We start from the raw sequence: 19474 nt of genomic DNA, 5'->3' as shown, positions 1-19474 counted from the left end.
CACTTCCAATTCCTTTCTGCATGGTAAGTAGTGAGGACGAAAAGAAGAATATGATAAATATTGATTCGTGGTAATCAGAGAGAGTCGCGACATTTGTGATGTTATTCTTACAACTGTAAGAAGCGCCGGTGATTTACAAGTAAGGGTATGATTACGCTTTTTAAAGCGTACCATAAAACATAACATAATAAATGATTTGTGATGACACGGGATTATTGGGATTTACTTTGAGGAAGATAAAATGCGTGTTTATAGAACCGCGAGCGCCAAATAATTTTATGACCACAACCTGTCGTATTGTGGTCATAAAAAATTGTCGGCTGGAGGGAGTTAAATCCTTTACCTCAATATACTGCCTGTCAGCATTAGTTCACAAACAGTGCTTCGCTGTCGACGATGATTCCATCTTCCGCACCTTTAAGCGCCAGGTTTGCCTCGTAGTATTGCTTTTTATCAAGCAGTTTCTGCGCATCAGCAAGTGCATTACGAGTCTGTTTAAGCGGCATCAGATATTGGTTTTCCATTACGCCAACACCGGCCAGGCGAAGTTCTTCCATTGCGCCCTTTTTATCCCCTTTCGCCATTTTTTCATTGGCAATTTTTATCGCGGCTTCTTTTTCGGGAGTTGCTACATAACTCTCAGAAATTCCGACAGATGCATTAATGACAATATATTGGTCATCATTGAGATTGGTCTTTTTACCTGGCTTAGCGAACTTTGCCCATTCGGTACTGTCATCTGACAGCAAAGCGGAAGCTTCATTGGTCAGTTCTTTTGCCTTTTCTGGATCGCCATGAAACAGAGCCAGGCGCGCTACCTGCACGTCACGCATCGCATATAAACCTTGTTCAGAGATACGCTCTGCTGCTGCCGTTTTCTGGGTTTGCTGAACTTGCTGAGTTTGCTGTTGTGCCGCTACCGGTGCATTATCAGCAGCCCATACAGTTGAAGATGCCAGAATTGCTGTGACCATCGTAGCCATAATTAAACGTTTCATACTTACCTCATTCTTTAACAGTTTTAGAAAACGCCGCCATCATATTGGGTGAGCATGAAATGAGAAATCAGAGAGCAACGGTCATTTTGAAAGGGTTATCTTACAGTTGTAGTTATTATCGCAAGAAGTATTTTAGTCTTACAATTGTAGGAATCTGCTTCCTGTCGCAGAGAACTATTCTTATGTACCACAAAGAGATGTCATTTATTATATCGATGTAAATATTGATTAATTATATGTAAATACAGCCATAACATCGTAGGTTCTCAGTGAACCATTTTCAGGATAACTTTCTATGAAAGTAAACTTAATACTTTTCAGCTTATTTTTATTGGTCTCTATTATGGCATGCAATGTTTTTGCATTTTCCATTTCTGGTGGTGTAAGTGAGAGGAGCTATAAAGAGACTGAAAAAACATCAGCGATGACAACCACACACTCTACAAAACTTCAGCCATCACAGGCGATTTTGTTTAAGATGAGAGAAGATGCGCCACCATTAAACCTCACAGAAGAAATCACGCCTACTTATCCGACAAAGGCGAATTATCTTATTCATCCTGTGCGATAGCGTCTGTCACATGGCAGGTGAACAATCATGTCTGATGCTGATGTGAACACCTGCCCAAATGAGCCATCCTGACCCACTATCGCCTGCCATACCCCACCATAAAGCGAATCATCAAGCCACAAGCCGGGGCAAGAAACATAAATATCCCCGTCACTAGTTCATTACCGCCAGTTAACCACATGGTGAAGTAATAAATGAGTGCAGCGAGGATCACCATGCCGAAGAAAGAAGAGACCGCCGATACCACGTTCAGTACCTGACCGATGTAGCCGCTTACGCAGACAATACACAGGGCGAGAAACATCCATAAATAAATCATAGCTCAACCTCCTGCCGCGCTAAAAAACCTGTAACTTCAGTCACTTTAATAGTAAGACAATCCTTAACCTCTGGCAATTTTTGCTAAGCATCAATGAAAACAGCATGTTAAATGCAAGACTGTTGTGTACGGAAAAATATTTACTTTGCACGATTAATAATCAGTAGCTGAAAGCAGTCAGCGAGTGATAAAGTACAGATACCGCATTCATGCTCCTCGTGGTTATGTCCTGACTAGTCTTTACACTCTTTACAGGAACCATTGTCGTACATGATGGCCCAACCAATTGAGTGTACCGCTGTCGACATGGAATCTTCTGCGATACAACAATTCGTATCTACAGAAGGTAACTATGTTTCCACAATGCAAATTTTCCCGCGAGTTTCTACATCCTCGCTACTGGCTCACATGGTTTGGGCTTGGTGTACTCTGGCTTTGGGTACAGCTTCCTTATCCTGTTCTCTGCTTTCTCGGCACGCGTATTGGCGCAATGGCGCGACCATTCCTGAAACGTCGTGAATCTATCGCCCGTAAAAACCTGGAACTTTGTTTCCCGCAGCATTCTGCGGAAGAACGCGAGAAGATGATTGCCGAAAACTTTCGTTCACTCGGCATGGCGCTGGTAGAAACCGGCATGGCATGGTTCTGGCCCGACAGTCGCGTACGTAAATGGTTTGATGTTGAAGGGTTGGATAACCTTAAACGCGCACAAATGCAAAATCGCGGCGTAATGGTTGTCGGCGTCCATTTTATGTCGCTGGAACTGGGCGGCCGCGTGATGGGACTGTGCCAACCAATGATGGCTACCTATCGTCCACATAATAATCAGCTGATGGAATGGGTGCAGACCCGTGGGCGCATGCGCTCTAACAAAGCGATGATCGGCAGAAATAATCTGCGCGGCATTGTCGGTGCACTGAAGAAAGGTGAAGCGGTATGGTTTGCTCCCGATCAGGATTATGGTCGTAAAGGCAGCTCCTTCGCGCCGTTCTTTGCGGTGGAAAATGTCGCCACAACCAATGGCACCTATGTTCTCTCCCGTCTCTCTGGCGCAGCCATGTTGACCGTAACGATGGTAAGAAAAGCGGATTACAGCGGATATCGTTTGTTCATCACCCCAGAGATGGAAGGCTACCCGACAGATGAAAATCAAGCCGCTGCCTATATGAACAAGATTATCGAGAAAGAGATCATGCGCGCACCGGAGCAGTACCTCTGGATCCACCGTCGCTTTAAAACGCGCCCGGTGGGAGAATCGTCGTTGTACATTTAACAAACTGCTCTTACTCTTTCCCTCCTCAAATCGGCCATAATAACCTCATGGTTTTTATGGCTTTTTTCTTAAGGTTTTTTCCTTCGCTGAATATCTAATTATTACCGTCAGAAATTAAACTGTCGCCGATATGAGACACTTGTAAGTTACTAAAAGTAAATAAGAAAATGTCTCTTGTCTCGTTTCAGTTTTAGGCGTACATTAGCGCCGTCTCGAGCAGTTTAGCTCAGAATTCTGGGGTGATGCCCACGGTAAAATACAGGGCTTTTAAGGTCGCTTTGCCCGGTGTCAACTCACTGTATCAGGTGTAATGAAGTCATTCAGGCGTAACAGTAATTACGCGGAGAGATGTAAAGTGAAATATTTCTTTATGGGCATTTCTTTTATGGTCATCGTTTGGGCCGGTACTTTTGCCCTGATGATCTAAAAGCAAACTGTGCAATGAAAAACAGGAGCCATCAGGCTCCTGTTTGCATTTCTGACGACGGTGTTTATTCCGCGTTTTCGTGAATATGTTTGCTGCTGGCGGGTAGTAAACCGTCGGCACGGAACATCGCTTTAATCCCACGAATCGCCTGACGAATACGGTCGCGGTTTTCGATCAGTGCAAAGCGAACATGCGTATCACCATAGTCGCCAAAGCCAATCCCCGGCGAGACACAAACCTTCGCTTCGTTAAGGAGCCTCTTGGCAAATTCCAGCGATCCCATGGCCGCATATGGTTCCGGGATTTTCGCCCAGACATACATCGAAGCCTTCGGCATTTCAACCATCCAGCCCGCTTCATGCAGCCCTTTAACCAATACATCACGGCGGCGTTTGTACTGTTCGGCAATGTCGCGCACGCACTGTTGATCGCCCTCCAGCGCCGCAATCGCCGCCACCTGCAACGGCGTAAAGGTGCCGTAATCGTGATAGCTTTTAATACGAGCCAGGGCGCTGACCAGCGTTTTGTTGCCAACCATAAAGCCGATACGCCAGCCCGCCATGTTGTAGCTTTTCGACAGCGTAAAGAACTCGACTGCCACATCGCGTGCACCCGGTACCTGCATGATTGACGGCGCTTTCCAGCCATCGTAGACGATATCGGCATAGGCCAGGTCGTGGACCACCAGCACATCGTAGCGTTTCGCCAGCGCCACAACCTTTTCGAAGAACTCCAGCTCCACGCATTGCGCGGTTGGATTCGACGGGAAGCCGAGGATCATCATCTTCGGTTTCGGATAACTTTCACGAATGGCGCGCTCCAGTTCGTTGAAGAAATCGACACCTTCCACCAGCGGCACTGAGCGTACCTGCGCCCCGGCAATCACCGCGCCATAAATATGGATCGGGTAACTTGGATTCGGCACCAGCACCGTGTCACCATGATCCAGCGTCGCCAGCATCAGATGCGCCAGGCCCTCTTTCGAACCAATAGTGACGATGGCTTCTGATTCCGGGTCGATTTCAACGTCGTAGCGATCCTGATACCAGCGGGAAATGGCGCGACGTAACCGCGGAATGCCGCGTGAAGTGGAGTAACCATGCGTGTCCGGGCGCTGGGCCACAGTACATAATTTTTCGACGATATGCGGCGGAGTCGCACCGTCCGGGTTACCCATGCTGAAATCGATAATATCTTCGCCGCGCCGACGCGCAGCCATTTTCAGTTCAGCGGTGATGTTAAAAACGTAGGGCGGGAGACGATCAATGCGCGTAAAGCGACGTTCAGGGCGAGTGTCAGCCATAATTTCCTCAGATTAACGTTAGCGCCCGGACCGTCCGAGCGACGCTGCCACAATGGTGGCTGTTTTGAAAATAGCCTGATTAATTTCTGTCTGTCCAGCGTTTTAGAACATTTTTATCAATGGCTTTAAATGAGGAACTCCACTTCAAAAACAGGAAATTTTTCTACGCTAACAAGAAAATTACCACCAATTTTATTAACATTATAATTTCAATAAATTTACCAGCCAGAAGTGCATTATCAAGAGATACATTGCTAATACACCATTTATCTTTCAATCCCCTTTTAAATTTATGGTTTTTCCTCAAAAACGGCCTGCTGGTCATCAGCCTTCAGGTTACCTATCATAGAGGTTTAATCCTTATTCAGAGTCACCCGTGCACGAAATATTCAACATGCTGCTGGCGGTCTTCGATCGGGCAGCGTTAATGCTTATCTGCCTGTTCTTTCTCATCCGTATCCGCCTGTTTCGCGAACTGTTGCACAAGTCGGCGCACTCCCCAAAAGAATTGCTCGCCGTTACCGCCATTTTCTCGCTGTTCGCCCTGTTCAGCACCTGGTCCGGCGTTCCCGTAGAAGGCTCGCTGGTGAACGTACGTATTATCGCGGTGATGTCCGGCGGGATTCTGTTTGGCCCGTGGGTAGGCATCATTACCGGCGTGATTGCGGGTATTCACCGGTATTTAATTGATATCGGCGGCGTGACGGCGATCCCCTGCTTTATCACCAGCATTCTGGCGGGTTGTATATCAGGCTGGATAAACCTGAAAATCCCCAAAGCACAGCGCTGGCGCGTCGGTATTCTCGGCGGCATGTTGTGTGAGACGTTGACCATGATTCTGGTAATTGTCTGGGCACCAACTACCGCGTTGGGGATCGATATCGTCTCTAAAATCGGCATTCCAATGATCCTCGGTAGCGTCTGTATCGGCTTTATTGTGCTTCTGGTGCAAAGCGTTGAGGGCGAAAAAGAGGCCAGCGCCGCGCGGCAGGCCAAGCTGGCGCTGGATATCGCCAACAAAACGCTACCTCTGTTTCGCCATGTCAATAGCGAGTCATTACGCAAAGTTTGTGAAATTATTCGCGATGACATTCACGCCGATGCGGTGGCGATTACCAATACCGATCATGTGCTGGCCTATGTTGGCGTGGGTGAACATAACTATCAGAATGGCGATGACTTCATTAGCCCGACTACCCGTCAGGCGATGAATTACGGAAAAATCATCATTAAAAACAATGATGAAGCCCACCGCACACCAGAGATTCATTCCATGCTGGTGATCCCATTGTGGGAGAAAGGCGTTGTGACCGGAACGCTGAAAATTTACTACTGCCACGCGCATCAGATCACCTCGTCATTACAGGAAATGGCGGTCGGTCTGTCGCAAATCATCTCCACCCAACTGGAGGTTTCACGCGCCGAGCAGCTACGTGAAATGGCAAATAAGGCAGAGCTTCGCGCCCTGCAAAGCAAAATTAATCCCCATTTCCTGTTTAACGCTTTGAACGCTATTTCATCATCAATCCGTCTGAATCCGGATACTGCTCGCCAGCTGATCTTTAATCTGTCGCGTTATCTGCGCTATAACATTGAATTAAAAGACGATGAGCAAATCGATATCAAAAAAGAGCTGTATCAAATTAAAGACTATATTGCCATTGAGCAGGCCCGCTTTGGCGACAAGCTGACGGTTATCTATGATATTGATGAAGAGGTGAATTGCTGCATTCCCAGCCTGCTGATCCAGCCGTTGGTGGAGAATGCCATTGTCCACGGTATTCAGCCTTGCAAAGGTAAAGGCGTTGTCACCATCAGCGTTGCAGAGTGCGGCAATCGGGTACGCATTGCGGTGCGGGATACCGGGCACGGCATCGATCCAAAGGTGATTGAGCGGGTCGAAGCGAATGAAATGCCGGGCAATAAAATTGGCCTGCTGAATGTTCATCATCGCGTGAAGTTATTGTATGGCGAGGGGCTGCATATCCGCCGCCTGGAACCAGGAACGGAAATTGCGTTTTACATTCCTAACCAACGCACCCCAGTCGCCTCACAGGCTACGTTATTGCTTTGAGCCGGAGTGATATTGTGAAAGTCATCATTGTTGAAGACGAATTCCTGGCACAACAGGAACTGAGCTGGCTAATTAAAGAGCACAGCCAGATGGAGATTGTCGGCACCTTTGACGACGGTCTGGACGTGTTGAAGTTTTTGCAGCATAACCGCGTCGACGCCATTTTTCTGGATATCAATATTCCGTCGCTGGATGGCGTGTTGCTGGCGCAAAACATCAGCCAGTTCGCCCATAAACCGTTTATTGTGTTCATCACCGCGTGGAAAGAACATGCGGTAGAAGCGTTTGAACTGGAGGCGTTTGACTACATTCTCAAACCGTATCAGGAGTCACGTATTACCGGGATGCTGCAAAAACTGGAAGCGGCCTGGCAACAACAGCAGACCAGCAGTACGCCTGCCGCGACGGTAACGCGTGAGAATGACACCATTAATCTGGTGAAAGATGAGCGAATAATCGTCACGCCAATTAACGATATCTATTACGCCGAAGCGCACGAGAAAATGACCTTTGTCTATACGCGGCGTGAATCCTACGTAATGCCGATGAACATTACCGAATTTTGCAGCAAACTGCCGCCGTCGCATTTTTTCCGCTGCCATCGCTCATTTTGTGTCAATCTGAACAAAATACGCGAAATCGAACCGTGGTTTAATAACACCTACATTCTGCGACTGAAAGATCTGGATTTTGAAGTGCCGGTCAGCCGCAGCAAAGTGAAAGAATTTCGCCAGTTAATGCATCTTTAATCGGGAACTTTCATGAAAGCACCAGGCTTGCCCGCCGATCAACAATTTTTCGCCGATCTGTTCAGCGGCCTGGTGCTTAACCCGCAACTACTGGGGCGCGTCTGGTTTGCCAGCCAGCCTGCCTCGTTACCGGTGGGCAGTTTATGTATTGATTTTCCCCGTCTGGATATCGTGCTGCGCGGCGAATACGGCAACCTGCTGGAAGCAAAGCAGCAGCGAATGGTGGAAGGAGAAATGCTGTTTATTCCGGCACGCGCGGCTAATTTACCGATCAACAACAAACCGGTGATGCTGTTAAGCCTGGTGTTCGCACCGACCTGGCTTGGGTTATCGTTTTACGATAGCCGCACCACGTCGTTGTTGCATCCTGCTCGCCAGATCCAGCTTCCCAGCCTGCAACGCGGTGAAGGTGAAGCGATGCTTACCGCCCTCACCCATCTTAGCCGTTCGCCGCTGGAGCAGAATATCATTCAGCCACTGGTGTTAAGTTTGCTGCATCTTTGCCGTAACGTGGTGAATATGCCGCCGGGCAATTCGCAGCCGCGCGGCGATTTTCTCTATCACAGCATTTGTAACTGGGTTCAGGATAATTATGCCCAGCCGCTCACCCGCGAGAGCGTGGCGCAGTTTTTTAATATCACGCCCAATCATCTGTCAAAACTGTTTGCTCAGCATGGAACGATGCGTTTTATCGAGTATGTGCGTTGGGTGCGAATGGCGAAGGCGAGGATGATTTTGCAGAAATATCATCTGTCAATTCATGAAGTGGCACAGCGTTGCGGTTTTCCGGATAGCGACTATTTTTGTCGCGTTTTCCGGCGTCAGTTTGGTCTGACGCCGGGAGAGTACAGCGCCCGTTTTCAGGGCTAACGTCAGAAGGTTAATTCTGTTTCCAGCAGCGTCAGGATACTTTGTGCATCTTGCGCGGCAAACAACGACTGGCGGAAGTTTTTATTCACCAGTTTACGCGCCAGCTGCGAGAAGACTTTCACATGATTCATCCCTTCGTTAGCACCCAGCGTCAGCATGATCACCAGTTCGACTTCGCCCATTTCTGACTGCCAGTCAATCGGTTTCGCCAGCCGGGCAATGCTGATACTGGAATGACGGATCCACTAAGATTTGGTGTGCGGGATCGCTACGCCAAAACCAACGCCGGTGGTAACAATCTCTTCCCGCTGCCAGACGTCTTCTTCCAGCTCAAACGGATGTTCAGTGCGCCCGTTAACGCCGAGGTTGCCGCACAGGAACTGGATCGCCTGCTCTTTATTGCTAAAATCCTGATCAACAAAGATATTCTCCAGCGCCAGCAGTGGGCGAACGTCTTCTTCCGGCGTAAAGGCGGTGAGTAACGCTTCAATTTCCTGCGCACTGCGGCATTCACATGCCTGACGCGCCAGTTCCCGACACGCCTCGCTATCCAGTTGACGAAGCTGGCTTTTCACCGCCGGAATACGCGGGCTACTCATACTCAGCTCATCCAGGCCCAGCCCAAGCAGTAGCGGCAGATAACGGCTTTCACCGCCCAGTTCACCGCAAATGCCTACCCATTTGCCCCGCTGATGCGCAGTGGTAACAATCTGCTGCAACATGCGCAGGAACGATGGCGTAATCGGGTTATACAGCGGCGATACGCGCGGGTTATTACGATCGACCGCATACAGATACTGGGTCATATCGTTGGAGCCGATACTGAAGAAATCGACCTCATCGCAGAAGTGATCGATGATGTAGCACACCGACGGCACTTCCACCATGATCCCCAGCGTAATCGTCTCTGCATGACGCAGGCCATCGCGCTTAAGCTCAACGATCGCTTTTTGGATCTCGCCCTTTACCCATAAGATCTGATCGAGACTGTGGACCATCGGGATCATCAACTGGGCGTTGCCAAAACTGGCGGCGCGCAAAATCGACCGTAGTTGAGTGCGGAACAGGCCAGCAAATTCCGGGTAAATACGTACCGCGCGATAGCCGAGGAACGGGTTCTCTTCCTGGGGAATATTCAGATAAGGAATGCTTTTATCGCCACCGATGTCCATTGTGCGGAAGATAATCGGCTTGTCGCCCGCTGCCAGTAGCACCTGCTGGTAGGCTTCAAATTGCTCCTGCTCGTCCGGCGCGCTGTCGCGATCCATATAGAGCATTTCAGTACGGAACAGTCCAACGCCTTCCGCGCCGTTGGCAAACGCGCCTGGCGCTTCCAGAGCGGTGCCGATATTCGCCGCAATATCAATACGCTTGTTATCACGGGAATAGGCCAGCTGCGCGGCGGCCTGCGCCTGTTGTTTTTGGCGTTTATCCGCCAGCGTCTGTGCGACCTGATAATAACCGCTCACCGCGTCATTCGGGTTAATCGCCAGCACGCCGCACTGGGCGTCAAGCACCGCCGGTTGCCCGGCATAACGGGCAATCGCATCCAGCGGCAGGCCGCTCAGTACCGGGATCGCCGAGGCGCGGGCCAGAATCAGGGTATGCGAGGTGCGCCCAGTTTTCTCCAGAATCATGCCTGCAAGATTTTTTAAATCGAGGCTCAAAAACTGGCTTGGGGTTAAATCCTCGGCTACCAGAATAGTCGGTTTTTCCAGCACCAGATTGTTGCGCGGCTTCAGTTCCGGCCAGGTGATATGCAGCAACTGTTCGCTAATATCGCGAATGTCGCTAACACGTTCGCGCAGATAATCACTGGCAGAAGCAGAAAGTTTGGCGCAAACCTGCTCCATATTGCTGATGATCGCCGCCCCCAGCCCTTGATGCTGTTCTGTCATCAGACGACGGATATTGCCCGCGAATTCATCATCCTGAATCAGCGACAAATGGGCGCTGAGGATAGTTTTGCTTTCGCCGTCACGCTCACGCAATTGCTGGTTCAGTTGCTCGGCAAGCGTTGCCAGGCTGTGCTCCAGCCGGGTGGAATCTTGCGCACTGGCGGGGATTGCCCGATAACTGTCGAGGCTGTCGCTTTGTAACAGGGTCAGCGTACCCACGCCGACGCCGCTTGCCAGCACATTGCCGTACAGTAAATCCGGGTTAAGGCGGCTTAATGAACGCGGCAGCGGATGCGCCGTCAGTTCTGCCTGCGTCGGCTGAACGCTGTCGCTGTCGATAAAGCGCACCAGGATGTACTCTTCCAGCACGCGCCGCACCTGCTCTTCATCGCTGCCGCTAATGTTCAGGCTGCAACTGTCATTAAATAAGGTGCCAGTTCCAATCAACGCCAGCGAGCTTTTAGCATCGGCCTTTGCGTTCTGGCGATGGTTGAAAAAGGTGATTTCGCTTTGCCACTGGCTGCACTGTTCTTTAAGTTCCCACGCCGGACGAGCATGTAGACCGTTAGGCAAAGGACAGAGAAATTGAATCGTTAACATAACCGCTCCGGGTTAATCAGGAGATCATCTGAAATCCGTCAGTTGAACAACCGTCTCACGCGTAAGACGTTGAATAAGGGCAGATAAAAGTTGCTCCATCTGCAAAATGTCGCGGCAATCGGCAATCGATGCCGCGCAATGTCCGTGGCGGGTGGCAGGCCCCATTACCACTGTGGGTACGCCAGTACCGGTTAAGTGCACCGCTCCGCCGTCCGTGCCGCCGTTGCTGAACATATCTGCCTGCAACGGTACGCCAATTTCAGCCGCCACGGTTTCGATCCAGGCGGTAAGTTTTGGCGGCGCAATCAGTGACTTGTCGCTTAACACCAGCATCGGGCCGTTACCAATCTGGCGATGGTTAGCCGCGCCATAATCAAAGTTTTTCGCCCAGCAGGCGGTATCCAGCACAATGGCGACGTCCGGCGACACCGCGCGGGTAGCGGTTTGCCCACCGCGTAATCCCACCTCTTCGCTGGAACTTGCCACCAGCCACACCTCCGCAGGCAGTTCGGCATCGTGCAGCTCACGTAGTAACGTCACCAGCAGATAGCAACCGAGGCGATCATCAAAGGCTTTCCCCATCACCCGCTGGTGAGGGAGAACCTGAAAAGTTGTATCAAAGGTGACGCGATCGCCTGGACGAATTCCCGCCTGCATCACTTCGTCATACGAGCGCGCACCAATGTCCACGCGCATGGCGCTGACGTCATTCCCCTGCCGGTCGCCGTCAAGCAGGCCTGGAATTTTGCACTCTTCACGGGTGGTGATGCGCACCGGCTGCAGCTGGCGGGCAGCCATGCGCACGTTGCCAACCGGCAGCACATCAATTGCCCCTTCGCGGGAGATGCTACGCACCATAAATCCCACTTCGTCCATATGGGCGCAGATCATCACCTTCGGACCTGTCGATTCATTGAGGCGGATCAGCACCGATCCCAGACCATCAAATCGCACTTCTTTTTGCAGGCGATCCGCTTCTTCCAGCAGGATCTGCCGCACTTCCTGTTCCGAGGAGGCGATCGCATCTGCCTCGCTCAACGCTTTTAATAGCGATAAATCCATTATGCCTCTCCCGTGAGCAACACTGTTTTCGGCATGGCGTAGAGCACTTCTGCGCCTTGCGGGGTAACCAGCACAACATCTTCGATGCGCACGCCCCCTTGCCCTGGCAAATAAATCCCCGGCTCCACGGTCAGTAACATGCCTGGCTGTAGCGTCGTGGTGTCCCGCGGTGAAAAACGCGGATCTTCATGAACTTCAATGCCGATAGCATGACCGGTGTTATGACCGAAATAGTGGCTAAAACCTGCCTCGGTAATCACTTGGCGCGCGGCATCGTCAACCTGCTGGCAGCGCACGCCGGGGCGAATTGCAGAGATTGCCGCGAGCTGTGCCTGCAGGACAATCTGATAGACGTCAAACAGCGGGTGAGATTCGGCGCTCACCCCTTCGCCATTCACCAGCAAGGTGCGCGTCATATCAGAGCAGTAGCCCTGATACAGCGCACCAAAATCGAGAGTGACAAACTCGCCCGCTGCAACAATCTTGTCGCTGGCTTTGCCGTGCGGCAGCGCCCCGCGCCAGCCGCTGGCGACAATGGTGTCAAAAGAGGCTTTTTCTGCGCCCTGCTGGCGCATAAACCACTCCAGTTCAGCGGCTATCTCGCGCTCGCTCATCCCCGCCTGAATAAAGCGGCGAATATGCTCCGCTCCGCGATCGGCAATCCCACAGGCGAGGCGGATTATCTCCACCTCCTCTGGCGTTTTGATTTGCCGCAGCACATCCGGCGTGGCGCTAACCAGTTTCGCATTGAGTTCAGACTTCCAGCGGTGCGCGGTTTCCCAACTCACCTGCTGGCCTTCAAAACCGAGCGTTTGCAACTGCTCATCGGCAATGATTTGATTGACGATAGTGGTAAGCGTGTTCGTCGCGTCAAGCAAATGCAGCTGGTAGCCTTGCGCACGGGCTTCCACCTCAACGTAATAGCGCGAATCCACCAGAATGTGCGCACTTTCACGGCTAATAACCACATAGCCTGATCCGGTGGAGATCCCCAGATGCGGCTGTTTGTTCTGCCGTGAGGAGAGAAGCACTGCATCCAGTTGTTGCGCCTTAAGCCAGTCGCGCAGCGAAGCGAGTAATGTCATCTGGATTTTCCTTCTTACAGGCTATCGATTAACAATTTGCCTTTACGGAACATCATCAGACGCAGGAACACCACCATCAGCGCAGTTATGACTGCCCCCAGCGCGATCCCCGCCATATAGACGCCCAGGTTAGTGACCAGCGGCCATGCCCAGATAGCGGACTCCGGGAACCATTGCACTGCGCCCAGCCAGACAGCGGCGGTTGAGCCGACAATAGCGCCGACCATATACGACGGAATGGCGGTGATGGGGCTTTCCAGCGCAAACGGAATCGCACCCTCACTGATCCCCATAAACGCCAGGAACATGGCGGTCTTACCCTGCGGATAAAGTTGAGCGTTGAACAGGCGTTTGCCGGTTAAACGACGGTCGATAATGGTCGCCAGCCCCAGACCAATCGGCGGAATAACGATAGCGATAGAACGCGCGGTAACCGGTAATACGTGGTCGGTGGTAAAGCTGAAGGCAACGAAACCTGCCGCTTTGTTGATTGGGCCACCAAGGTCGATTGCGGTCGCCGCGGCAATCCCCATTGCATACATCAGCGCGCCCTTCTCACCTGCGGCAGTCAGCACGGTACGGATACCGCCGTTGATCCAGCCACCAAATGGGGTGATGACATAGTACATCGCCAGCATGACAAAAATGGCGGAAAGAATCGGTAGCAAAAATGTGGTTTTGAACGCTAACAGGAAATCTGGTAACTGGATTTTCTGGTTCATCCATTTCACAAGGTAACCAGCAACGATAGATATAATCAGCGCACCAATGAAGGTGGACGGCACCGGCGAAGAGGTCGCCCATTGCATAGTGCTGGGATCGAAGTTCAGCAGTTGCGTCGGCTGGGTAGACATCAAGCCGCCGATAAAACCAGCCGGGAACGCCAGTTTGCCGCCGATAGAGTTCGCCACAAAAGCGGCAAACATCGGAATAGCAAAGCCAAACAACACGCCGCCGAAGGACTGCGACAGCCAGGCAAATTTCAGTAAGGAGAGGTCGAAACCGGAGAATTTCCCGCTATTAAGAGCATCCATGATGCCGATCTCAGCAGGAATTTTAAGCCAGCTATAAGCAATCAGCTGGCTGAAAGCGAGGATCACACCGCCCATAATTAAGGTCGGCACCATGCGTGAAATCCCTGACATCACATGCTGCGGGAGTTCACCCCAGAAGCTGCTTTTAGAGGCCTGCGGATTCTTAACTGCCGCTGCCGCACCGGATGCGCCAGGCACAACGGTTGCACTGCGTTTTTTAATGGCCATAACAATTATCCCTGTCGAATATTACTGTTGTTCAGAGGCAATCATCTCTTCGATTTCTTTGATGATGCCTACAGCGTTTTTAATTGCGTCCTGCAAAGTGATTTCATAAACGTCGCGTGATTCGAAACGTTCGTTATCTTCCGGGGTAACTGCCACGGAATGGATGATGATGGTCGCTTCGGCGATATCCTGCGCCGTCAGGCGATTCTGGATGCCGTCCGCGCCCTGGGTTTCAATTTTCACTTCATAACCGGCTTCTACCGCCGCTTCTTCCAGCGCCTGAGCGGCCATAAAAGTGTGAGCCAGGCCCATCGGGCAGGCACATAAGGCAATCAGTTTCTTACTCATCGTTAATTCCTCGTTCAGTGATAGTTGACGAGTGAAATTATGAACGTGCAAAACAAATCGCCGTTACCAGACAAATAATGCATTTACTGGAGAATTAATCCCGCTGTATGGAAGTGTGACGCAGGTCGGCCTTGTGAGGGGACACAAAGAAAAATTGAATTAACTGTATGATTTAAAAGATTATCGGGAGAGTTACCTCCCGATATAACAGGAAGGATTTACAGAATGTGACCTAAGGTCTGGCGTAAATGTGCACCGGAACCGAGAAGACCCGGATTGTCATGGACGATGAGATACACCGGAATATCATGGACATATTCTTTAAAGCGCCCTTTATCTTCAAATGCGGCACGGAAACCAGAGGCTTTGAAGAACTCAAGGAAGCGCGGCACGATACCGCCCGCAATAAACACGCCGCCAAATGTCCCGAGATTGAGCGCCAGATTGCCGCCAAAACGGCCCATAATGACGCAAAACAGCGACAACGCGCGGCGGCAATCGGTGCAGCTATCAGCCAGCGCACGTTCGGTAATATCTTTTGGCTTGAGATTTTCTGGCAGGCGGTTGTCAGCTTTCACAATTGCGCGATACAAATTCACCAGCCCAGGGCCAGAAAGCACGCGTTCCGCCGAAACATGGCCAATTTCCGCACGCAGTATTTCGAGGATAATGGCCTCTTCTTCACTATTCGGCGCAAAATCAACGTGACCGCCTTCGCCCGGCAAGCTTACCCAACGCTTATCGACATGGACCAGATGCGCAACCCCAAGCCCCGTTCCGGCACCGTAAACCGCAATAGGCTTACCTTCTACCGGTTCTGCGCCACCAAACTGAATCAGATGCTCTTTTTTCAGCATCGGGATCGCCATCGATACAGCGGTAAAATCGTTAATAATTTCCAGATGGCTAAAACCGAGATTCTTTTTCATTTCGGCAATTGAGAACGCCCAGGTATGGTTGGTCATTGCCACCCAGTCACCGGTAATTGGGCAAGCGATGGCAATACAGCCGTCTTTCACCTCGACCTTATGTTCTTCAAGATAAACGCGAATGACCGCTTCGAGGCTGGGGTAATCAAGCCCTGAATAGGTCTTAGCCTGCGAGATTTCACCACTGGCAATATCACACAGAGCAAGACGTGCGTTGGTGCCGCCCACATCACCGACTAATGCATACTTTGTCATTCTTCAACTGCTCCGCTAAAGTCAAAATAATTCTTTCTCACACTGTAAATACCTGGGGGCATAACAACAACGCCGGAAAGGCAGGCTCCCTGTAAATATCGATCTGGGTCACACATTTACTTTATCGTTTCAGCACCAATTGCAGCGATGCCTTTTTGCAAGCTGGGCAAACTAAGTATCTGACCCCGCATAAGGAATAGAACATGCTCCATCCGCGAGCCAGAACCATGTTGTTATTATCGCTCCCCGCCGTGGCAATTGGGATTGCGTCCAGTCTTATTCTGATTGTGGTGATGAAAATCGCCTCGGCATTACAGAATTTGCTCTGGCAACGACTGCCGGGAACTCTGGGGATAGCCCAGGATTCACCTCTCTGGATCATCGGTGTATTAACGCTAACGGGTATTGCGGTGGGGTTGGTTATCCGTTTCAGCCAGGGTCATGCCGGACCAGACCCCGCCTGTGAACCGCTGATCGGCGCACCAGTTCCGCCCTCTGCGCTACCAGGACTTATCGTAGCATTAATTCTCGGTCTTGCTGGCGGCGTCAGCCTGGGGCCGGAACATCCGATCATGACCGTCAATATCGCCCTTGCGGTTGCCATTGGCGCTCGTCTGTTACCGCGCGTCAACCGAATGGAGTGGACTATTTTAGCCTCTGCCGGAACCATCGGCGCGCTGTTTGGTACACCTGTTGCGGCGGCGTTGATATTTTCGCAAACCTTAAATGGCAGTAGTGAAGTTCCGCTATGGGATCGTCTTTTTGCGCCATTAATGGCGGCAGCAGCTGGTGCACTTACTACCGGATTATTTTTCCATCCCCATTTTTCACTGCCCATTGCGCATTACGGACAGATGGAAATGACCGATATTCTCAGCGGTGCAATTGTCGCGGCGATTGCCATCGCAGCAGGGATGGTCGCCGTATGGTGCTTACCACGGTTGCACGCGATGATGAATCAAATGAAAAATCCGGTGCTCGTGCTGGGTATTGGCGGATTTATTCTCGGTATTCTGGGGGTTATTGGTGGACCAGTTTCGCTGTTTAAAGGGCTGGATGAGATGCAGCAGATGGTGGCAAATCAGGCTTTCAGCACCAGCGATTACTTTTTGCTGGCGGTAATTAAACTTGCCGCCCTGGTCGTTGCTGCCGCCAGTGGCTTTCGCGGTGGGCGAATCTTCCCGGCAGTGTTTGTCGGCGTGGCATTAGGGTTGATGCTGCATGAGCACGTACCCGCCGTACCAGCGGCAATAACCGTTTCTTGCGCTATTCTCGGCATCGTGCTGGTGGTAACACGCGATGGCTGGTTAAGTCTTTTTATGGCGGCGGTCGTTGTACCCAATACCACATTGCTACCGCTGCTCTGTATCGTCATGCTTCCGGCATGGCTGTTATTAGCAGGTAAGCCGATGATGATGGTCAATCGTCCGAAGCAACAGCCACCCCACGATAACGTTTAGCAAAAAATGCTCTCCTTTATGATTTAAGAGTTATGGCGATGATACGGGGCTTTACCTCCCCGTAATATTGCGTTAACAGGCCGCTGACGGCTTCGATCGTGAAGGAGAATAACAATGTTCAGGTCACTGTTTCTGGCGGCCGCCCTGATGGCATTTACCCCGCTTGCAGCAAACGCAGGTGAAATCACCCTACTGCCATCAATCAAATTACAAATTGGCGATCGCGATCATTACGGTAATTACTGGGACGGTGGTCACTGGCGCGACCGTGACTACTGGCATCGCAATTATGAGTGGCGTAAAAACCGCTGGTGGCGTCATGATAATGGCTATCATCGTGGCTGGGATAAGCGTAAAGCGTATGAGCGTGGCTATCGTGAAGGCTGGCGCGATCGTGACGATCATCGCGGAAAAGGCCGCGGACATGGACACCGCCATTAAACACATTCGCCAATGGAACACAATGCCTGATGCGACGCTAGCGAGTCTTATCAGGCCTACAAACCGGCTCTTTAACGCGTAGGGCGGATAAGGCGTTTACGCCGCATCCGCCAATAGTGCCAGATGCGACGCTCATTCAACTACAATCCCAGCGCCGTCCCCACCAACAACCAGATATTCAGCGCCACGACCAGCACTACAATCACCCAGCCTGTCTGTTTTACGCGTTTGCTGTTCACCAGATCGCCCATCAACTTGCTGTCACTGGTGAAAATCAGCAGTGGAACCAGCGCCAGGGCGATACCAAAACTTAACAGCACCTGACTCATAACCAGAATCCGTGTCGGATCTAATCCCATCAGAATGACAATAAATGACGGCAACATGGTGACTGTACGACGCACCCACAGCGGGATATGGAAGCGAATGAATCCCTGCATCACCACCTGCCCCGCCAGTGTCCCCACCACCGTTGAGGACAGTCCGGCAGCAACCAGACTTAACCCAAAGACCGTTGCCGCAGCATGGCTTAACAGCGGTTGCAGCGTCAGATAAGCCTCATCAAGATCGGCAACACCAGTATGACCAGAAAAGTGGAACGCCGCCGCAGCTGTAGCCATCATCGCCAGATTGACAAAACCGGCAATCGTCATGGCGATAGCCACATCCCATTTGGTGGCGGAATAACGTTGTTGACGCGAACCGCCATGTAAATGCTGAGTGAGCGAAGAGTGCAAATAAATCACATGCGGCATAATCGTCGCCCCTAACACGCCTGCTGCCAGGAAGACCGCTTCCGAAGTAGGTAAACTCGGGATCACCATTCCTTTACCCAGCTGCGCCAGGTTAGGCTGGGAAAAAATCAACTCGACAATGTAAGCCGCGGCAACAAACAACAGTAACCCACCAATCACTTTTTCCAGCGGTTTTTGCCCGCGACGTTGCAGCATTAAAATCAGGAAAGTCGCGATCCCCGTCAGCACCGCGCCCTGCAACAACGAGACACCAAGAATGAGTTTAAAACCGATCGCCGCACCAATAAATTCCGCCAGGTCGGTTGCCATCGCAATAATTTCTGCCTGAACCCAATAGAACCACACTACGGGACGCGGATAGTGATCGCGAATCTGCTCCGCCAGATTTTTACCGGTGGCAATCCCTAGTTTGGCAGAGAGGTTCTGAATCAGCATCGCCATCAGGTTGGCCCAAACGACAACCCACAGTAGCTGATAGCCGAAGCTGGCACCCGCCTGAATATTGGTCGCAAAGTTACCGGGATCGATATAACCAATCGCCGCAATGAACGCAGGTCCCATTAATGCGAGCCTCATCTTGCGCGCCGCCCGTCCGCTGCTACTCTCAACGCGATAGTTCGTCATCTTGTGCCTCTAAAACATAGCCTTTGCTATGTTTCATGCTATGCCAAACGAGAATGATTATCAAATTCATTTAAATGGGTTGTGGTGATTTCTCTGATAGACCTGGATTATGACTACGAAAAGATTGATGACTTGAATGTTATGGTTATGTTTAATGTTAGCACATTTACA

17 protein-coding genes and 1 pseudogene are annotated in these 19474 nt (G+C 51.0%); 8 read left to right on the top strand and 10 right to left on the bottom strand.

Features of this window, described 5'->3' with window-relative positions; genetic code table 11:
• Positions 1–365: 365 nt before the first annotated feature.
• Positions 366–998, bottom strand: a complete 633-nt coding sequence (locus HGD79_RS22965; RefSeq protein ID WP_000825604.1) for a YfdX family protein — start codon at positions 996–998, stop codon at positions 366–368.
• Between the two features lie 295 nt (positions 999–1293).
• On the opposite strand from HGD79_RS22965, the gene ypdI reads away from it, so the two are divergent.
• Positions 1294–1569, top strand: coding sequence for a colanic acid biosynthesis lipoprotein YpdI (ypdI, locus tag HGD79_RS22960; protein WP_000867637.1), 276 nt, complete (start codon positions 1294–1296; stop codon positions 1567–1569).
• 76 nt (positions 1570–1645) lie between these two features.
• Here ypdI and HGD79_RS22955 read toward each other — a convergent pair whose 3' ends face one another.
• Positions 1646–1888 (bottom strand): YfdY family protein, encoded by a 243-nt coding sequence (locus HGD79_RS22955; protein ID WP_000639883.1) that lies wholly within the window; start codon positions 1886–1888, stop codon positions 1646–1648.
• Between the two features lie 352 nt (positions 1889–2240).
• On the opposite strand from HGD79_RS22955, the gene lpxP reads away from it, so the two are divergent.
• Positions 2241–3161 carry a kdo(2)-lipid IV(A) palmitoleoyltransferase gene (gene lpxP / locus HGD79_RS22950; RefSeq protein ID WP_000484404.1) on the top strand — a complete coding sequence of 307 codons (921 nt, stop codon included), beginning with the start codon at positions 2241–2243 and terminating at the stop codon, positions 3159–3161.
• 355 nt (positions 3162–3516) lie between these two features.
• The gene (ypdK, locus tag HGD79_RS22945; RefSeq protein WP_010723117.1) at positions 3517–3588 is read left to right on the top strand and encodes a membrane protein YpdK; all 72 of its coding nucleotides are present in this window, start codon (positions 3517–3519) and stop codon (positions 3586–3588) included.
• A 64-nt stretch (positions 3589–3652) separates the two neighbouring features.
• Here ypdK and alaC read toward each other — a convergent pair whose 3' ends face one another.
• Positions 3653–4891 (bottom strand): alanine transaminase, encoded by a 1239-nt coding sequence (gene alaC / locus HGD79_RS22940; protein ID WP_136755186.1) that lies wholly within the window; start codon positions 4889–4891, stop codon positions 3653–3655.
• Positions 4892–5267: 376 nt separating this feature from the next.
• On the opposite strand from alaC, the gene ypdA reads away from it, so the two are divergent.
• Genes ypdA through HGD79_RS22925 form a run of 3 tightly spaced genes read left to right on the top strand, consistent with a single transcriptional unit; the run spans position 5268 to position 8584 of the window.
• A complete protein-coding gene (ypdA, locus tag HGD79_RS22935) occupies positions 5268–6965 on the top strand; it encodes a two-component system sensor histidine kinase YpdA (protein WP_000544359.1) in 1698 nt (565 codons plus the stop codon).
• A gap of 14 nt (positions 6966–6979) precedes the next feature.
• Positions 6980–7714, top strand: a complete 735-nt coding sequence (gene ypdB, locus HGD79_RS22930; protein ID WP_001295458.1) for a two-component system response regulator YpdB — start codon at positions 6980–6982, stop codon at positions 7712–7714.
• A 12-nt stretch (positions 7715–7726) separates the two neighbouring features.
• Positions 7727–8584 carry an AraC family transcriptional regulator gene (locus tag HGD79_RS22925; RefSeq protein ID WP_000646844.1) on the top strand — a complete coding sequence of 286 codons (858 nt, stop codon included), beginning with the start codon at positions 7727–7729 and terminating at the stop codon, positions 8582–8584.
• 2 nt (positions 8585–8586) lie between these two features.
• Here HGD79_RS22925 and ptsP read toward each other — a convergent pair.
• The 6 genes and pseudogenes from ptsP to glk form a co-directional block, all read right to left on the bottom strand.
• Positions 8587–11082, bottom strand: a pseudogene (gene ptsP, locus HGD79_RS22920) (phosphoenolpyruvate--protein phosphotransferase).
• A gap of 24 nt (positions 11083–11106) precedes the next feature.
• Complete coding sequence (gene ypdE / locus HGD79_RS22915; RefSeq protein WP_000366023.1) at positions 11107–12144, bottom strand: aminopeptidase; 1038 nt, start codon at positions 12142–12144, stop codon at positions 11107–11109.
• Positions 12144–13229: an aminopeptidase gene (ypdF, locus tag HGD79_RS22910; protein WP_000173282.1), complete on the bottom strand. Its 1086-nt coding sequence runs from the start codon at positions 13227–13229 to the stop codon at positions 12144–12146. The genes ypdE and ypdF overlap by 1 nt, the downstream gene beginning before the upstream one ends.
• A 14-nt stretch (positions 13230–13243) precedes the next feature.
• Positions 13244–14491 carry a PTS fructose transporter subunit IIC gene (locus HGD79_RS22905; RefSeq protein WP_000985336.1) on the bottom strand — a complete coding sequence of 416 codons (1248 nt, stop codon included), beginning with the start codon at positions 14489–14491 and terminating at the stop codon, positions 13244–13246.
• Between the two features lie 21 nt (positions 14492–14512).
• A complete protein-coding gene (locus HGD79_RS22900) occupies positions 14513–14839 on the bottom strand; it encodes a PTS fructose transporter subunit IIB (protein WP_001296874.1) in 327 nt (108 codons plus the stop codon).
• A gap of 218 nt (positions 14840–15057) precedes the next feature.
• Positions 15058–16023, bottom strand: coding sequence for a glucokinase (glk, locus tag HGD79_RS22895; protein ID WP_000170346.1), 966 nt, complete (start codon positions 16021–16023; stop codon positions 15058–15060).
• A gap of 203 nt (positions 16024–16226) precedes the next feature.
• Between glk and HGD79_RS22890 the strand changes: the two genes are divergently transcribed.
• Together HGD79_RS22890 and ypeC are read left to right on the top strand one after the other, a co-directional pair.
• Positions 16227–17483, top strand: a complete 1257-nt coding sequence (locus HGD79_RS22890; protein ID WP_000903106.1) for an ion channel protein — start codon at positions 16227–16229, stop codon at positions 17481–17483.
• A gap of 114 nt (positions 17484–17597) precedes the next feature.
• Positions 17598–17924 carry a DUF2502 domain-containing protein YpeC gene (ypeC, locus tag HGD79_RS22885; protein WP_000490072.1) on the top strand — a complete coding sequence of 109 codons (327 nt, stop codon included), beginning with the start codon at positions 17598–17600 and terminating at the stop codon, positions 17922–17924.
• 140 nt (positions 17925–18064) lie between these two features.
• On the opposite strand, the gene HGD79_RS22880 is transcribed toward ypeC, so the two are convergent.
• On the bottom strand, positions 18065–19303 hold the full coding sequence (locus HGD79_RS22880; protein WP_139496428.1) for an Nramp family divalent metal transporter: 1239 nt from the start codon (positions 19301–19303) through the stop codon (positions 18065–18067).
• Positions 19304–19474: the final 171 nt, after the last annotated feature.

This window comes from Escherichia sp. SCLE84, assembly GCF_012584495.1.
In the GTDB taxonomy this organism is placed as follows: Bacteria; Pseudomonadota; Gammaproteobacteria; order Enterobacterales; family Enterobacteriaceae; genus ECMA0423.
This window is presented reverse-complemented; position numbering and strand designations above follow the sequence as displayed.

Coding starts and splice junctions, on each gene's coding strand:
- HGD79_RS22965 (WP_000825604.1), bottom strand. CDS start 998: ATGAAACGTTTAATTATGGCTACGATGGTCACAGCAATTCTGGCATCT.
- ypdI (WP_000867637.1), top strand. CDS start 1,294: ATGAAAGTAAACTTAATACTTTTCAGCTTATTTTTATTGGTCTCTATT.
- HGD79_RS22955 (WP_000639883.1), bottom strand. CDS start 1,888: ATGATTTATTTATGGATGTTTCTCGCCCTGTGTATTGTCTGCGTAAGC.
- lpxP (WP_000484404.1), top strand. CDS start 2,241: ATGTTTCCACAATGCAAATTTTCCCGCGAGTTTCTACATCCTCGCTAC.
- alaC (WP_136755186.1), bottom strand. CDS start 4,891: ATGGCTGACACTCGCCCTGAACGTCGCTTTACGCGCATTGATCGTCTC.
- HGD79_RS22925 (WP_000646844.1), top strand. CDS start 7,727: ATGAAAGCACCAGGCTTGCCCGCCGATCAACAATTTTTCGCCGATCTG.
- ypdE (WP_000366023.1), bottom strand. CDS start 12,144: ATGGATTTATCGCTATTAAAAGCGTTGAGCGAGGCAGATGCGATCGCC.
- ypdF (WP_000173282.1), bottom strand. CDS start 13,229: ATGACATTACTCGCTTCGCTGCGCGACTGGCTTAAGGCGCAACAACTG.
- HGD79_RS22905 (WP_000985336.1), bottom strand. CDS start 14,491: ATGGCCATTAAAAAACGCAGTGCAACCGTTGTGCCTGGCGCATCCGGT.
- HGD79_RS22900 (WP_001296874.1), bottom strand. CDS start 14,839: ATGAGTAAGAAACTGATTGCCTTATGTGCCTGCCCGATGGGCCTGGCT.
- glk (WP_000170346.1), bottom strand. CDS start 16,023: ATGACAAAGTATGCATTAGTCGGTGATGTGGGCGGCACCAACGCACGT.
- HGD79_RS22890 (WP_000903106.1), top strand. CDS start 16,227: ATGCTCCATCCGCGAGCCAGAACCATGTTGTTATTATCGCTCCCCGCC.
- ypeC (WP_000490072.1), top strand. CDS start 17,598: ATGTTCAGGTCACTGTTTCTGGCGGCCGCCCTGATGGCATTTACCCCG.
- HGD79_RS22880 (WP_139496428.1), bottom strand. CDS start 19,303: ATGACGAACTATCGCGTTGAGAGTAGCAGCGGACGGGCGGCGCGCAAG.